General features: G+C 29.0%; 17 protein-coding genes. 8 read left to right on the forward strand and 9 right to left on the reverse strand.

Annotated elements, in window-relative coordinates:
• Window positions 1-16 precede the first annotated feature (16 nt).
• A complete protein-coding gene (locus tag ACEG17_RS05985; RefSeq protein ID WP_372582954.1) occupies window positions 17-745 on the forward strand; it encodes a tRNA1(Val) (adenine(37)-N6)-methyltransferase in 729 nt (242 codons plus the stop codon).
• 333 nt (window positions 746-1,078) lie between these two features.
• On the opposite strand, the gene ACEG17_RS05990 is transcribed toward ACEG17_RS05985, so the two are convergent.
• The 8 genes from ACEG17_RS05990 to ACEG17_RS06025 form a co-directional block, all read right to left on the reverse strand.
• Window positions 1,079-1,825 (reverse strand): class I SAM-dependent methyltransferase, encoded by a 747-nt coding sequence (locus ACEG17_RS05990; protein ID WP_372582955.1) that lies wholly within the window; start codon window positions 1,823-1,825, stop codon window positions 1,079-1,081.
• A gap of 585 nt (window positions 1,826-2,410) precedes the next feature.
• Window positions 2,411-3,679 (reverse strand): UDP-N-acetylglucosamine 1-carboxyvinyltransferase, encoded by a 1,269-nt coding sequence (gene murA, locus ACEG17_RS05995; protein WP_372582956.1) that lies wholly within the window; start codon window positions 3,677-3,679, stop codon window positions 2,411-2,413.
• Window positions 3,672-4,271 (reverse strand): DUF1694 domain-containing protein, encoded by a 600-nt coding sequence (locus ACEG17_RS06000; protein ID WP_372582957.1) that lies wholly within the window; start codon window positions 4,269-4,271, stop codon window positions 3,672-3,674. Before ACEG17_RS06000 ends, murA begins: the two co-directional genes overlap by 8 nt.
• A gap of 175 nt (window positions 4,272-4,446) precedes the next feature.
• Window positions 4,447-4,866: a phospholipid phosphatase gene (locus ACEG17_RS06005; RefSeq protein WP_372582958.1), complete on the reverse strand. Its 420-nt coding sequence runs from the start codon at window positions 4,864-4,866 to the stop codon at window positions 4,447-4,449.
• Between the two features lie 4 nt (window positions 4,867-4,870).
• A complete protein-coding gene (locus ACEG17_RS06010; RefSeq protein WP_372582959.1) occupies window positions 4,871-5,872 on the reverse strand; it encodes a tyrosine-type recombinase/integrase in 1,002 nt (333 codons plus the stop codon).
• Complete coding sequence (gene recN, locus ACEG17_RS06015) at window positions 5,848-7,527, reverse strand: DNA repair protein RecN (protein ID WP_372582960.1); 1,680 nt, start codon at window positions 7,525-7,527, stop codon at window positions 5,848-5,850. Before recN ends, ACEG17_RS06010 begins: the two co-directional genes overlap by 25 nt.
• A 25-nt stretch (window positions 7,528-7,552) precedes the next feature.
• Window positions 7,553-8,395, reverse strand: coding sequence for an NAD(+)/NADH kinase (locus ACEG17_RS06020; protein WP_372582961.1), 843 nt, complete (start codon window positions 8,393-8,395; stop codon window positions 7,553-7,555).
• A gap of 356 nt (window positions 8,396-8,751) precedes the next feature.
• Entirely contained in the window at window positions 8,752-9,228 is a 477-nt protein-coding gene (locus tag ACEG17_RS06025) for a hypothetical protein (protein ID WP_372582962.1), read from the reverse strand.
• 283 nt (window positions 9,229-9,511) lie between these two features.
• Here ACEG17_RS06025 and efeO point away from each other — a divergent pair, with 283 nt between their 5' ends.
• The 6 genes from efeO (at window position 9,512) to ACEG17_RS06055 (ending at window position 14,753) form a co-directional block, all read left to right on the forward strand.
• Window positions 9,512-10,393, forward strand: a complete 882-nt coding sequence (gene efeO / locus ACEG17_RS06030) for an iron uptake system protein EfeO (RefSeq protein ID WP_372582963.1) — start codon at window positions 9,512-9,514, stop codon at window positions 10,391-10,393.
• Window positions 10,394-10,519: 126 nt separating this feature from the next.
• Window positions 10,520-11,758, forward strand: a complete 1,239-nt coding sequence (efeB, locus tag ACEG17_RS06035) for an iron uptake transporter deferrochelatase/peroxidase subunit (protein ID WP_372582964.1) — start codon at window positions 10,520-10,522, stop codon at window positions 11,756-11,758.
• On the forward strand, window positions 11,736-13,427 hold the full coding sequence (locus ACEG17_RS06040) for an FTR1 family iron permease (protein WP_372582965.1): 1,692 nt from the start codon (window positions 11,736-11,738) through the stop codon (window positions 13,425-13,427). The genes efeB and ACEG17_RS06040 overlap by 23 nt, the downstream gene beginning before the upstream one ends.
• A 37-nt stretch (window positions 13,428-13,464) precedes the next feature.
• Window positions 13,465-14,178 carry a twin-arginine translocase subunit TatC gene (gene tatC, locus ACEG17_RS06045; RefSeq protein WP_021743274.1) on the forward strand — a complete coding sequence of 238 codons (714 nt, stop codon included), beginning with the start codon at window positions 13,465-13,467 and terminating at the stop codon, window positions 14,176-14,178.
• Between the two features lie 2 nt (window positions 14,179-14,180).
• The gene (locus ACEG17_RS06050; RefSeq protein WP_147006082.1) at window positions 14,181-14,378 is read left to right on the forward strand and encodes a twin-arginine translocase TatA/TatE family subunit; all 198 of its coding nucleotides are present in this window, start codon (window positions 14,181-14,183) and stop codon (window positions 14,376-14,378) included.
• Between the two features lie 189 nt (window positions 14,379-14,567).
• On the forward strand, window positions 14,568-14,753 hold the full coding sequence (locus ACEG17_RS06055) for a hypothetical protein (RefSeq protein WP_372582966.1): 186 nt from the start codon (window positions 14,568-14,570) through the stop codon (window positions 14,751-14,753).
• 121 nt (window positions 14,754-14,874) lie between these two features.
• Here ACEG17_RS06055 and ACEG17_RS06060 read toward each other — a convergent pair whose 3' ends face one another.
• Window positions 14,875-15,618: a cyclase family protein gene (locus ACEG17_RS06060; protein ID WP_372582967.1), complete on the reverse strand. Its 744-nt coding sequence runs from the start codon at window positions 15,616-15,618 to the stop codon at window positions 14,875-14,877.
• 527 nt (window positions 15,619-16,145) lie between these two features.
• Here ACEG17_RS06060 and ACEG17_RS06065 point away from each other — a divergent pair.
• A complete protein-coding gene (locus ACEG17_RS06065; RefSeq protein ID WP_372582968.1) occupies window positions 16,146-16,400 on the forward strand; it encodes an IS630 transposase-related protein in 255 nt (84 codons plus the stop codon).
• Window positions 16,401-16,432: the final 32 nt, after the last annotated feature.

A 16,432-nucleotide genomic window follows, 5' to 3' on the forward strand; every position in this document is an offset into this window, starting at 1 on the left:
AAAGGAGTTATATTTTATGAAAAAAAACGGAGAAGAAACAGTTACTCAGATAAAAAATATGAAAATTATTCAACGAAATGACTTTCAAAACTTTACACTTGATTCTGTCCTACTTGCAGACTTTGTAAAAATTAATAGAAAAACTAAAAAAGTCCTTGATATTGGAACTGGCTGTGGAATTATTGCATTACTTCTAGCACAACGTTCAAAAGCACAAATTATAGGTATAGAATTACAGGAAACAATGGCAAAAATTGCAAAGAGAAATACTGAAAACAATAATTTTAAAAGTCAAGTTCAGATAGTAAATGAAGACATTAAGAATTACAAAAATATTTTTACTCGTGACGAATTTGACGCAATTGTTACAAATCCTCCGTATTTTGAATTTACTGGCGACATTTCCCAGACAAACGATTTAGAGCAGCTGGCATATGCAAGACACAATATCAATTTGACACTTGAGGAAATTATAAAAATTTCTTCTTACTTATTAAAAAATATGGGCAGTTTCTCAATCGTATTTCGAAGCGAACGTCTAGTAGAAGTTCTGGCACTTTTACAAAAATACAATTTAGAACCAAAAAGAATGAAAAATTGTTACACAAAATGGAATGAAAATTCTAAAATTTGCCTTCTAGAAGCTATAAAGGATGCAAAAAAAGGATTTTGCATTGAAATGCCTATTTTTGCTTATGATGAAAATGGAAAAAAAAGTGAATATATCGAAAATTTATATAAATAAGGAACTGCCTTAAAATGATTAAAATTTTGAGTTTAGCTTTTTTGTCTAGAGCTGGATATATACTCAAACCTATTTAAAATTAAACTACTAAAAATTATATAGATTTAGGGTTTGAGTAAAATAGTCATAGCCTTTTGGGTTTAGTTTCAAATAAGTTTTACTATAATAAAACTATTTTAAAGTAAAACTGAGAATTTTCATTTAATTAGTTTCTGTATGAAATCGTCAGTTTGATATTAAAAGTCGGTACTTTTTATGTATAAAAAGAATATAAAAAAACAGCACTTCTTATCTTAAATTTGATATTGAATATGCTGTTTTTCTATTTTGACTCTATTTTCTGAATGTAATGCAATAAAATCTGTTGTTCCATAAAAAATCCGTCTTCTTTTCTTTTACACTTTCAGGTATACATTTTTGAATTTCACTTAAATCAAAATCTGTATTTTTATAATAATTTTTTGTAAAAATACTTTTTTTATATTGAGTTCCAATAAAATCTTCAGTTTCGTCTGCAATCATTATCTTTGAACCAGGTTTTGATACACGAATCATTTCTTTTACAGCTAGAGCCTTATCAGTAAAAAAATTAATTCCTCCCACATGAAAAACAATATCAAAAACATTATCTTTAAAAGGTAAATCCTCAGCACAGCAATTTACTAATGTAAGATTTGTTCTTTTTTTCCAGATAGAATGACATTTTTTTAACATTCCATAGGAAATGTCTATACCTGTAAAGTCTAAAGATTTTAAATCAATATTTTGAGGAATGAAATTTAAATCCTTTCCCGTACCGATAGAAACATATAAAACAGAAATGCCATTTCTCCATTCCAAATGTTTCATAAGATTTTTTCTCATTTCTGAAACTGTATTTCCATATCTGAACAATCCTATCCATTTTTCACCAAAATCATACCAGAATGATAATTTATCATACATATCCATATATTTTTTATTATCTCCTGCGAGATAGTCTCTGTTTACATATGAAAATATTTTCTCATCTCCTTTTAAATTTTGAATATCAATATTTTCTTTAATTTTTTCTAGAAATTTTTCCTTAGCAGTTCTCATCATAGCACTCTCTTTCAATTTTTTTATTATACAAACTAAATTTATTTATAGTAAAACTAGTTTAAAACAGAACTCAAAAATTATGACTATTTTACTCAAACCCTAAATTATATAATTTCTATCAGTTTAATTTTAAATGGGTTCGAGTATATAATAAATTTTCTGATTAAACAGATAACACTATATATAGTGCAATCTCTAACCAGTCAACTGATTGTACTACATTTTTTTCAAATTATCAATTGTTTTTACCTTTAAATATTGGAGAATTATCACATGTTATAATAATTAACACTAATTTCCTTTTAAAAATAAGAATAAATTTTTGTAATGGAATTGTTCAATAGCTAATTCATAATTATTTAACTTTTACCTTTTTTTATTTTCCTAGAATACAGCATAATTACCACAAAACCTTATCTTGCAGTAAAGATTTATCCTAATAATTAAAAATTGTGGCAAGATTGCCACGAACCTATAGCTAGCCTATGACATTTTCTGTACTGACAAAAAAATAGAAGCTGAATCAAAATTTTAATCATTTTGAGACAGCTTCTTTTTTATTATTCAAAATATTGTTTATTTTTAGATGTCAAGTTTAACTCTTTCAATTTGAGCACCAACATCATTTAATTTTAATTCTAATTTATCATATCCTCTATCTATATGATAAACTCTATTTACAACTGTTTCACCATCTGCTGCAAGTGCTGCCAAAACTAGCGCTGCTCCCGCTCTCAAGTCTGAAGACATCACTTCTGCACCTGTTAATGGTAATCCTCCGTTTATAAAAGCTACTCCATGTTTTATTGTAATATCTGCTCCCATTCTGTTAAATTCCGGTACGTGCATAAATCTATTTTCAAATACAGTTTCTTCCATTGAGCTTCCACCATTTACAAGAGTTTGAAGCAACATCATTTGAGGCTGCATATCTGTTGGGAATCCAGGGTGTGGTAAAGTTTTTATTTTTGATGGCTTTAAATCTTTTACTTTTCCTATTACAGTCAGAACATCACCATCCTGTTCAAATTTTGCTCCCATTGCTTCTAATTCAGATTTAAAAACTCCTAAATCATCAAGTCTTGCATTTTGAATTTTTAAATCTCCTTCTGTAACTAATGAAGCTATCACATAAGTTCCTGCCTCAATTCTATCTGGCATAATTGAATATTCCACAGCGTGAAGTTCTTCAACTCCTTCAATTTCAATAGTAGGAGTCCCTAATCCTGTAATTTTTGCTCCCATTTTATTCAAGAAATTTCCTAAATCAACAATTTCAGGCTCTCTTGCAGCATTTGAAATAACAGTTTTCCCAGGAGTTTTTACTGCCGCCATCATAATATTCTGTGTAGCTCCTACACTTGGAAAACCTAAAGGAATTTCAGCACCTTTTAATTTGTCTGCTTTTGCATGAATATATCCGTGAACTCTTGTAATTTCTGCTCCCAATAGTTCAAATCCTTTTAAATGCAAATCAACTGGTCTTGAACCGATTGCACATCCTCCAGGCAATGAAACAACTGCTTCATCTAAATTTGCAATCATTGGTCCCATTACTAGAAATGATGCTCTCATCTGTTTTACAATTTCATAGCTTGCTTCTGTTCTTTTAAATCCATTATTTACAATTTTATAAGTATTGTCATCTAATTTTTCTGTTTCCATTCCCAAATCTTCCAGCAGTCTCATTGTTACTCTTATATCACGTAAATTTGGAACATTTTTTAGAATGTATTCACCTTTTGCAACAAGTGTCGCTATTATTATTGGAAGTGCTGCATTCTTAGCTCCGCTTACTTTAATTACTCCATTTAATGGTGTTTTCCCTTTTATTCTAAATCCATCAACCACGTTTTTTTCCTCCTAATTTTTGACATATCGGACATTTTGAGCCAAACAATTTGTCCATAAATGTTAATTCTTTATAGTTTTTAGCATATTCAGGCATTTCTTTTTTTATTATATCTAAATGAAAATCACAAACTGCACTTTCCATAGCTTCAAAATATATATCTGGCAAGTGCTTTAAATGACATTTCTCAAGTTTTGAAGTTACAACAATTTCATCTCCAGCTTCATGGACAATTGCATCCTTTGCAACTACTACAAGTGCTATTTGACCCACACATACTAGGTTATCTATCATTTTATACGGCACTCTCTTTTGCTTAGCTATTTCAATGTATTTTTTTATATCATTAAAATCTGCATGTCGTGAAATAACCATTTTATCCACATCTTTATCTTCCAAAGCCTTTTCTATTTCATAATAAATTCCTTTTTCTTTTATCTCCTCAAATGTAAGGGCTTTGATAACTCTTTCTTTGTATTCTCCAAGAAATAAATTTTTTTCAGCTTGAGCATTTACAGCTCTATCTGTTACATCTTCTACACTTTTCATAACGTCTGCACTACTATTTTTATTAACGTTAACCATTTCCATTTTTTATTACTCCACTTCATTTAAAACATTATATTTTTTAATATTTATAAATATAATCAAAATTTATCATATTTTGTCATTATACTACTTTTTTATATATTTCTCAACTATTTTTTGAACTTTTATCTATTTTTAATAAAATCAGATACTATTTTGAGTTCAAACATATTTAAAATTAAAAAACTAACATTGATAGCACAAAGACAACTTTAAATATAAGAAATATTTGTACAAATTTTGTTATTTTAGGTATTTCTGACCTTCCTTCGTCTTTTCTTACTGAAAAAATTAAAAGTAAAAATAATATAATATACGTAATTGTACCTATCATAGAAATATTTCCTGTAAACAAATAAATTACTTCTAGCAATAAAAAGGCATATATTTTAAAAGTGGTTCTCTTACTTGTAAAAAATATATTTATCAAATTATAATTGGCATACATATATAACAAAATTAGCATAACAATTCCCAAATACTCTGTTATTATATCCATTTTTTTTATAACGAAAAACACAAAATATGCAATAATTGTTAATAATAATACTCTTAACTTTTCATCTTTATGTTTTTTTAACTCACGATTTTCCTTCATTTTTTTAGTCATCTCCTAATTTTATATTGTTATAAATCATTTTTAGTTTGGATTTTTCAACATGTGTGTAAATTTCTGTTGTTGTTATGTTTGAATGTCCCAGTATCTCTTGCACAATACGAACATCAGCACCATTTCCAAGCAGAATTGTAGCAAGTGAATGCCTAAAAATGTGCGGATATACATTTTTTTCAATTCCAGCGTTTTTTGCAATAGTCTTTAAATCTTTCCAAAATTTTTCCCTTCGAGTATTTGGAAAAATCTTAAAACTTTCACTTGCATTCTTTAATTTTGGTCTATAAATAGCCAAATAATTTTTTATTTCATTTTCTAGACTATCATAAATTGGTATTATTCTATATTTTGATCCTTTTCCAAGTACCTTTATAAATTCGTAGTCTTGATTTTCCACATCCTTTATTTCCAAATTTAAAGTTTCTGAAATTCTTGATCCAGTTGCAATTAAAATTTTGATAATAAGTTTATTTTGCATACCTTCAGGCGTATGTGGACAGTTATCTACAATTTGTTTCATTTCTTTTAGTGTAAGTATTTCAGGTAATCTATGTTCACGTTTTAAGGATTTTACCATTCCTGTTGGATCTTTTTTTATTGCTTTATTTAGATAGCAGAATCTGTAAAATGTCTTTATTGCCGATACTTTCCTTAATACTGAATTTCGTCTTAATTTTTCACTTATATATTCAACATAATCGAAAATATCCTGTTCCTTTACTTTCGAAAAATCTTTTTTTACAAATAAAAAAAATTGTATTAAATCTCGATTATATCCAGTAATTGTATTTTGAGAACTTCCCTTTTCATACTCTAAAAAATCAAGAAATTCTCTAATCTGCATTTTATTTTCACGTGTTATTTTTTTATCATTGTTTTTTGAACTTTCACCGTTTTTAACGTTACCGTCTATTTCTTTTTCCAAATTTTCTTTATCTGAATTAAGTTTTTTCTTTTTTAGATTATCTATATCAGTACTTTTTTGTCCCATAGCCCCATTATCTCCTTAGCGTGATTAACAGATGCTTCAGTAATATTATCACCTGAAATGATTCTTGCAATTTCTCTTATTCTTTCTTCAGTATTCAGTTCACGAACTTTTGTTTCTGTAAGACCATTTTCAATTTCTTTTTTGATAAAAAACTGCTGCTGTGCTTTTCCAGCAATTTGCGGAGAATGTGTTACACAGATAATCTGCGTATTTCTCGAAAGTTCTCTTAACTTTTCTGCAACTCTTCTTACAGTTTCTCCAGAAATTCCAGTATCAATCTCATCAAAAATCAGCACTGAAATATTGTCAACAGCTGAAAATACAGTTTTAAGAGCAAGCATTATACGTGAAATTTCTCCACCTGAAGCAATTTTGGCAAGTGGCTTGAATGTTTCTCCTACATTTGTTGCAATTAAAAATTCTGCATTATTTATTCCATGTGCTGTTATTTCTTCAGTTTTTGTAATTTCTACCTTGAATTTTGCATTTTCCATATTTAAGTCGCTTAGCTGAATATCAATTGTGTTCTGAAGACTTTCTGCAATTTCCATACGAATTTGGCTAAGTCTTTCACCATCTTGAAAATACTGGCTTACCAATTTATTTTTTTCAACCTTTAAATTTTCCAGCTCTTCATTTTCAAAATTAACTAATGACAAATCTTTTTCAATTTTATCTTTGTATTCAAGAATTTCAGTAATTGTTGAGCCGTATTTTAATTTCAGCTTATTAATTGCATCAATTCTTTCGACAATTTTTTCCAGTTTTTCGTCATCTCTCTCAACATCTCCAGAAAAATTATCTACAGAGTACGAAATTTCCTCTACTTCATAAAGTACAGACTCAATCTTATCGTATAATTCACTATAAGATTCTGACAAATCCGAAAGCTGCTCTAAATTTCTCTTAGCTCTTCCAAGTGCTGATAAAATCGAAAATTCTCCTTCTTTTAAAAGTTCTGAAGTTTCTCCTAGCTTTTCATTAATTTTTCCAGCATTAAACAATATTTTATACTCTTCTTCCAGTTCTTCATCTTCATTTTCCTTTAAATTAAGACTATTGATTTCGTTAAACTGAAATTCTAGAATATCTTTTTTTTCTGCAATTTTTTCTTTTTCTTCTTCAATATTTCTTATTCTTGAATTTAATTTTTTTATTTCATTTACGTTTTCACGAATTTTTTTAGAAAGTTCTTTTCCTTCATCATCAAGAAATCTGTCAAGTAAATGCAAATGATATTCTTCATTTAGCAAGAACTGATGTTCATGCTGTCCAACTAAATCAATAATATTTACCATAAGTTCTTTTAATCTTGACAAAGTAAGTCTTGCACCGTTTACGGTAATCTTCGATTTAGCGTTCCTGTCAAAATATCGTGTTATAATAAGTTCGTCATCATCTATCTCAAACCCAAGCTCATTTAACCTTTTTTTCTGATTTTCATCTAATTCAAAAATTCCTTCTGCAAAAAGGCTTTCTTCCCCATTCCTAATCATATCTGTATGACTTCTTTCACCAATTAATAGTGAAATTCCATCTAGAATAATTGATTTACCAGCCCCTGTTTCTCCAGTTAATGCAATAAATTTGTCATTAAATTCTAAATCTAATTTTTTGATTATTGCTAAATTATTTAATCTTAATTCCCTTAACATTTCTTCCCTTTCACTATTTTATTTTTTATAAGACAGAATCTCCCCATTTCAATTTTTGTCGGAGTATACTGTAATAATCACTGTTTATAGGTTTTATTATTCGAATTTTTTTCTTTGATAATCTTGCAGTTACTAAATCATTCTCCTGTATCTGAAACCATTGGTTTCCGTCGATATTTAAATGGACTGCATCATCTCTTGATGTTGCCTTAAAACTTAGAACTTCACAGCCGTTTACAATTATTGGACGCGCTGTTAGACTTTGTGGAGCAAGAGGTGTTATGGAGAGTGCATTTAGTCCAGGGTGAACAATTGAACCACCTGCTGAAAGCGAGTAGGCAGTCGATCCTGTAGGAGTTGCTACGATTATTCCGTCAGCTCTGTATTTATTAACAAAAATATCATTTGAGTAAACTTCAACCTGTATTAAATGTGCTTCGTGTCCGCCTTTTGTTATTACAAGCTCATTTAGTGCATAAAAAACATTATCTTCATATTTTACTTCTAAAAATGCTCTTTCTTCAGTTTTATAATTCCCATTTTCGTAATCTTGTAACATTTTTACTGCATTTTGAGGTTTTACTTCGGCAAGATAACCAAGAGAGCCCATATTTATTGCAAGTACAGGAATATTCCTTAAAATAGCTTCTTTTGCAGCAACAAGCATTGTTCCATCTCCGCCAAGTGAAATTATTAAATCAGCCTCTTCCACTCCAAAAACTTCTTGAATATCTTTTGCCTTTAGATAGTCATAAAAATCCTTTAATAAAGCTTCATCTCCATATCCACTTTTCACAATTCTAACTCTTTTTAGCTGTTTTTTGTTATTTAGATTATCATTATTTTCTAATTTTTCAGAATTTTCCATAATAAATACCTCTTCAAACATTAAAATTAAATTTTTAAATATTTTATACCTTTGTGAGATATTGTATCATTTTTAAAATTTTTTTTCCATTAATTTTAGAAAATAATTTTTAAAAAAATCATAGAGAAATTAATAACCACGATTTAATTAAACTTATACAAATAAATTGCTGTGAGTTACTTAAATGTTTGTAATATTATATATATTAAACATTTCCAAAGGAATTATTTTTAATTTGATTTCTTATTATTCAAAAAATAAAAAAATTAACAGAAGACAACAATAAGTCTCCTGTTTTTTATGCTTTAAAATAAATTAACAACTTTTAAATATTTCGAATTTATACTAAATTTTTCTTATTTCAAATAAAAATACTCATTTTTTTTGTAATTCTGATGCGAAGGTTTATAGTAGGCTAGCTTATCTCCAAAAAATGTACTTTTACCATTTTTTAAATCATTTAATAATTTTTTTGCAACTGCACTTCCTAAAACATGGATTGTCTTCGTATCAGTATTTTCTGAAATTTCTGGAGAGTCCCAGTTTACTTTTTTTCCAGGATCCACTTCAACACAATTTGCATAAATATTTATGTGGCTAAGACTAGAATTTTTATAAAAAGTTTTGTATGTTGATATTAGGCATTGCTGATTCTTCAGGTATTTCATTGTTCCATTTTTCATATCCTCTTCAATATTTTCCGGCAACTTTTCAAATGGAATTTTTTTTACAAATGAAATGTTTTCTGCTTTTAAAACCGACCCATTTGCAAAAATATTAAATGAAACAAGGAAAATAAAAAATATAAACAAAAATTTTATACCATTCTTCATAATTATTTCTCTCCTTCTAAATTTTTATAGTATTATTTAATAAATTCTATCATTTCATATCCATTTTTTCCATATGTATTTCCTTTAATTATCATATATTTTACATAAAATTTTGAAAATCAAATATTTTTGCTTTACAAATAAATAAATTCAAAGTATAATTATAATAAATCTACTTTATATCGAACTTATAAAGTTATAATTATTTTAAATTTTGTTAATTTTAACTAATTCGATATTAGATACAAATATATAATAAAATTAAAATTTAGGAGGATTTTTTATGAAAAAAATGGGAATATTACTGCTTATAGGAGCATTAATGGTGGTTAGTTGTGGAAAAGACAATGCTGGTAAAGAAGAAGGAAAAACTGGAACAACGGCTGAACAGACTGCTAATCAAGGAAAAGTTGATTTGAGCAAAGAAACTGCCGAATATAAGAAATATGTTGAAGGTCAGATTGATATGCTTTTAAAAGATACAGAAAACTTTGAAAAATTGTTGAAGGAAGGAAAATTGGATGAAGCTAAGAAAGTTTATCCATTAATCCGTATGGCTTATGAAAGATCTGAGCCTATCGCTGAAAGCTTTGGAGAATCTGATGTTAAGATAGATTACCGTCTTGTTGACTTTAAGGAAGAATTTAAAAATGAAGAAGGATGGAAAGGTTTTCATAGAATTGAAAAAATATTATGGGAGCAAAATACTACAAAAGGTACTGAAAAATATGCAGATGAGCTTGTAAACGACATTAAGGAACTAAAAGCAAAAATTGCTACAATTGAAGTGACACCTGATTTAATGGTTACAGGAGCTATCGACTTATTAAATGAAGTTTCAACTCAGAAAATTACAGGAGAAGAAGAAGTATTTTCACATACTGATTTATATGACTTTAGAGCAAACATTGAAGGAGCTCAGAAAATATTTGAACTATTTAGACCTAAATTAGAGAAAAAAGATGCTAAACTTGTAACAACTTTAGATACTGAATTTAAAGCTGTAAATGCACTTCTTGATAAATATATGACTGATGATAAGCATTACAAATTATATACAGAATTGAAGCCTGAGGATACAAAAGCTCTAGCTGAAGCAGTTACAAAACTGGGAGAACCTTTATCACAAATGGGAATTGTAATGGATGCAACTCCTAAAAAATAACAGATTTATTTGGTAACTAATATATTTAAGTATTATCAAGCAAGGGGGCAATCCCCCTTGTTAAAATTAATATTTAGATTATCAAGCACATCTAAATAACTTACAGTATAAAAAGAGGTAAAAATAATGAGTGATGAAAATAATAAAAAATGGTTTGATAAAAAAATATCACGACGTGATTTTCTTAAAAAAGCTGGAATGGTAGGAGCCGGAGCCGCAATTGGAGCAAGCGGAGCTGGTGCAATTTTTGCAAATATGTTTAACGATAAGGCAAATCAAGTTGTTGGAGATGAAAAAATCTCATTTTATGGGCAGCATCAGTCAGGAATTGCTACCCCTGTTCAGAAAAATGTCTATTTTGCAGTACTAGATCTGCACTCTTTGAACAAGGAAGAAATAAAGCAGATGTTCAAGGACTGGACTGATTATTCTCAAAAACTTATGAAAGGCGAACTAGTCGCTTCTGAACTGAAAAATCACCTTATCCCTCCTATAGATACAGGAGAAACTGTTGGATTAAACCCCTATCGCTTGACATTAACTTTTGGGATAAGCCCCTCATTTCTCGATAAATTAAAATTGGATAATAAAAAATTAGACGAATTTAAAGATTTGCCACATTTTCCAAGAGATCAGATAAAAGATAAGTATAGAGGTGGAGATATTTGTATTCAGGCTTGTGCAGATGATGCTCAAGTGGCATTTCACGCTGTGAGAAATCTTGTTCGTAAAGGACGTGCCTTAATTACTCTAAAATGGACTCAAGCTGGATTTCTTCCCATTGGAAACGGAAAGGAAACGCCAAGAAATCTTTTTGGATTTAAAGATGGAACAGAAAATCCTAAAAATAATAACGACTTTAAGAATGTTGTATGGTATGACAAGAACAACTGGCTCAAAGATGGAACTTATATGATAGTAAGACGTATTCAGATGCATCTTGAAACTTGGGATAGGACTAATTTACAAGAACAAGAGAATACATTTGGAAGATATAAGGAAAGTGGCGCTCCATTTGGGGAAACAGATGAATTTGCAACAATTGACATAAATAAAAAAGGTTCAGACGGAAAACCAATTCTTCCTATTGATTCACATGTTTATCTTGCCAAAAAAGCTGAAGCAAAAATAGCACGCCGTGCCTTTTCATATTCTAACGGAATAGACGAAGTGAGCGGACAGTTTGATGCGGGACTGCTATTTATATGTTTCCAAAAACATCCTGATCAATTCATAAAAATTCAAAATAGCTTAGGAAACGATGATAAACTGAATGAGTACATTACTCACGTTGGAACAGGTATTTTTGCCTGCTTTGGCGGAATAAAGGAAGGAGAATATATTGGACAGAAATTATTTGAATAAAATAAGTATAATGTTATTTTTGTGCTTTATGCTATCTTTTACAAATATTATTGCAAAGGAAAGTTACAGTAACCTCTATATAAAAATAACAGATACAACAACTGCAATAAAAAATAACAATCAGAATGAAGCAAAAAAACTTTTTTCTGAAATCAGGGAAGAATTTAAAAAAGTAAAAAATTCTGATTCAACACAAGGAAAAAAAGTACAGGAGCTTTTAAATAGAGAAAAATCAGCATTATCAGAAAATGACCTAAAAGAAGTAACAACAGCATTGCTTGCTTTTGAAAAGGAGCAAAATCCTGTTAATGACAATGAGGAAAAGAAAAAATTTCAGTCAAGAATGTATCCTGCTTTGGATATATTGGAAAAGGCGATTCAGTCTAAAAATGTGGAGCTTATGAAAAAAGAATATCTGAAATTTAATGGCGTATGGACTAGAAATGAAGGTTTTATACGAAGCAGAAGTATTCCTTACTATGGAAAAGTGGAAACTGCGATGTCCTTTCTTAGAAGCTCTATGGAAGTGGAGCCTTTTGACTATGACAGCACAATAAATTCTTTCAATGAATTGAAGTCTGCTATAAAGGATTATCTAGATGGAAAAAAAATAGAAAACAATGTTTCAACTACAATCACGTTGAAAGAAGCTGTGGATATGCTAAAAGATGCCTTGGATGCTTTTAAAGCAGGAAATAAAGCTAAAGGACAGTCAAAAGTTAAGCAGTTTATTCAAGTATGGCCAACCGTTGAAGGCGATGTAAGTACAAGAAATTCATCATTATACACAAAATTGGAAACTCAAACTCCAATAATTATGGTAAAAGGTGCTGAAAAAGGATATCAGGAACAACTACAAGGTTTAATAATAGAATTGTCGCAAATTGATACAAAAGCACAATATACATTTGTTGACGCAATGTTTATACTCCTTCGTGAAGGTGTAGAAGCACTTCTAATAGTTCTGGCATTAGTAAGCAGTCTAAAAGCTGCAAATCAGAAAAAAGGATTACGCTGGGTATATGCAGGAGCTACTTTCGGAATTTTAGCAAGTGTCATTATAGCATTTATGCTTCAAGCACTATTCCCTGCGGTATCTTCAGGAACAAACCGTGAGATTCTGGAAGGAATTGTAGGAATTTTTGCGGTTATAATGATGATTGGTATTGGATTCTGGCTACATAGCAAGTCATCTCTAAAATCTTGGAAAGACTACATTGACAGAAAAATGGATGTTGTTTTGAGCACAGGAAGTTTTATTTCAATGTTTGTATTAAGTTTTCTTGCGGTATTTAGGGAAGGTGCTGAAACGATTTTATTTTATGTGGGAATTTTACCGTTAATTTCTTTGCAGAACTTGATTATTGGTATTGTGAGTGCTATACTAATACTAGTTGTAATCGCATTTGTACTAATATATGCTTCTTCAAAAATAAAAATACATCAAATATTTCTTGTATTGACATGGACGATATATTTCCTTGCGTTTAAGATGCTTGGAACAAGTATTCATATGCTGCAAGTTGTAGGAATTCTGCCATTACACGTAGTAAACTTTATTCCAACGGTAGAGATTTTAGGAATTTATGCAAATATGGAAGTATTTATTTGTCAATTAATTTTACTAACTATAATTGCATTTGCAACTTTTAAAAGAAAAGATAAATAGGTTTTAAATATTTTTAACAATCGGAAAGGAATAAAAAATGTCTAAAATTGATGAACAGACACTTATAGAACATCTAAGTGAATTTAGGAAAAGACTTATTGTAACAATCGTATTTTTTATAATAGCCTTTCTGATAAGCCTAGTATTCTGCTCTAGTATTTACAAATTATTAACAGCTTCTTTTAATCAGAAATTAGTTGTTCTAGGCCCCAATGATATTTTGAGCATTTATTTGATGCTGGCTGGAATATGTGCTTTCAGTTTAACTCTTCCATTTGCAAGTTATCAGATATGGGCATTTGTCCGTCCTGCATTGGAAGAAAGAGAAGCCAAAGTCGTTTTATCCTATGTTCCTGCAACCTTTATACTGTTTATTGCCGGTCTATGTTTTGGTTTTTTTTTCATAACGCCTGCATTATTAAATGTGCTTCTTTCATTTGGAGATGATTTATTTAATATACAGCTTACAGCAAACAGTTATCTGACATTCATAATTCATACTTCCCTTCCACTTGGAATAATATTTGAACTGCCAGTTATTGTAGCTTTTTTAACATCGCTACACATTTTAACACCACAATATTTGATAAAAAATAGAAGATATGGATACTTTATTTTACTAGTACTCGCAGTAGTATTAACACCTGCCGATTTTATAAGCGATTTAACAATGGCAGCTCCCTTAATTCTACTGTATGAAGTGAGTATCCTTGTCTGCAAATATATTTATAAAAAAAGGAGGAATTACTAAAAATGGGAATTTTTAGAGATATCGGGGCACCAGGACTCATAGTCCTTATACTTGGTGCATTACTTATTTTTGGACCAAAGAGGCTGCCTGAATTAGGAGAAGCCATCGGAAAAATGATTCGAGAATTTAAAAAATCAGTTTCTGGAATTGATTTGGAAAAAGATGATAAAGTTACAGAAGATAAAAAAGAAGATAAATAAAAAAACAAGAGCAGTCTCATAACTATGAACCGCTCTTTTTTATAATGAAACTTATACAAAATCGACCTAAAAATATGATATAACAACTTTATGGCATATGAAAAAGATTATAGAAAAAGAATTTTAAATTTTTATTACGAAAACGGAAAAACAAAAACACTATTTTAGTTTAATATAAGTTCCAGCACATTGTACGGATGTATAAAATTTAAGAAGGAAACAGGATATCTTTTATCAAGAACACGGAAAAGAAAATTTAAGATGCTTGATCCTGAAAAACTTGATGAATATATGAAAAATCCAAAGAATACAGATAAATGCATCCGTGAAATAGCAGTTACTTCTGTTTTATTTAATAAATTAGTTCAGTTTTAAATAGGTTTTACTATACTATAAAAATAAGGATTGATTTTTATTTTTTTTATATAGCAAGAATCAATCCTTATTTATTTAGGTTATTAATAAATTGTATTTATCAAATTTTTTGAGAAGTTAATTAGATAATTGCCCAAACTCTTACTGGTAATCCGTTTGCATCACTGATTCTAGGTGCAGCTATGAATATAATTGCTCCTATTGGTGGCAATTTATCTAAATTATTTAATACTTCAACTTGGAATTTATCTCTTCCTAAAATGTATCTTTCACCTGCTAAATCTCCATTTTTAGCACATGTAACAGCAGCATCTGTATCAAATGTTTCGTGTCCAACTCCAGCAATATTTCGGTTATCGAATAAAAATTCTAGGGTAGAAATTGGCCATCCAGGTGTGTGTGCATTTCCATTTTCATCGGAATTTTCTAATGCTTTTAAATCAGGCCATCGTTTGCTCCAATCACTTCTAAATGCTACAAAAGAATTTTCTGGAATTTTTCCATATTTTTTTTCAAATTCTAAAATATCTTCGATACTAATTTCGTAATCATTATTTTCTTTTACTTTTTCACTAAGATCAATAACAACAAGAGGTAAAATAGTATCAGAAATATTAAAATCTTTTGCTAAACGGGCATTTTGTATAAAGTGTCCTGGATAATCAATGTGAGTACCAAATTGCCCTGGAAATTTGAAAGTTTGTATTCTTAAATTCATTTCTGAAAAATCTATAACGGTTTTATTAAGTTCTAAAACACCTTTTGGCATTCCTTGCCAATAAGGGCTTTCATTTGATAATTCATGTGATAATTCAATCCATTGATGATTTTTTAATGTTTCTAGTGTTTTCCATAAATTTGACATAAAATCACTCCTTTGTTTTATTTCATTTTTGATAATTTATTGTTCAAATATTTATTTAGTATTATTGTATCATAAGAGAAAAAATTTGTATAGTAAAATTAATATTTATGAGAAAAAAGAATAATTGAATATATGTAATGAATGTTTTGAAAGATTTTAGATTTTGTAGAATTAAGAGGGATTTTTGGAAATACAAAAGTTGTTATATCATAATTGTACTAAAGATTAGAAAAAAGTTTAGAAAGTATTGAGTTAATATGATGGCATTGAGATTAATTTTCTGATAGATTATTTATGATATTACTTGGCAAATGAATTTCTGAAAATAGTAATTTTTAAAAAATTTTTATAGATAGAGAATTGATTGTAGAAGCAAAATATAGTGAAACTTATACAAAATCGACCTAAAAATATGATATAACAACTTTATGGCATATGAAAAAGATTATAGAAAAAGAATTTTAAATTTTTATTACGAAAATGGAAAAACAAAAACACTATTTTAGTTCAACATAAGTTCCAGCACATTGTACGGATGTATAAAATTTAAGAAGGAAACAGGAAATCTTTCATCAAGAATACGGAAAAGAAAATTTAAGATGCTTAATCCTGAAAAACTTGATGAATATATGAAAAATCCAAAGAATGCAGATAAATACATCCGTGAAATAGCAAAAGATTTTGGCTGTGGAAAGGAGACAGTGAGAGTAGCACTGAAAAAATTAGGATACACAAGAAAAAAAAACAGACAAAATACAGAGAGCAGGACGAGAAAAAAGTAAATAGATATTTAAAAAAATTATCAGAAGCAGGT

The organism is Leptotrichia hongkongensis, assembly GCF_041538065.1.
Taxonomy (GTDB): domain Bacteria; phylum Fusobacteriota; class Fusobacteriia; order Fusobacteriales; family Leptotrichiaceae; genus Leptotrichia; species Leptotrichia hongkongensis.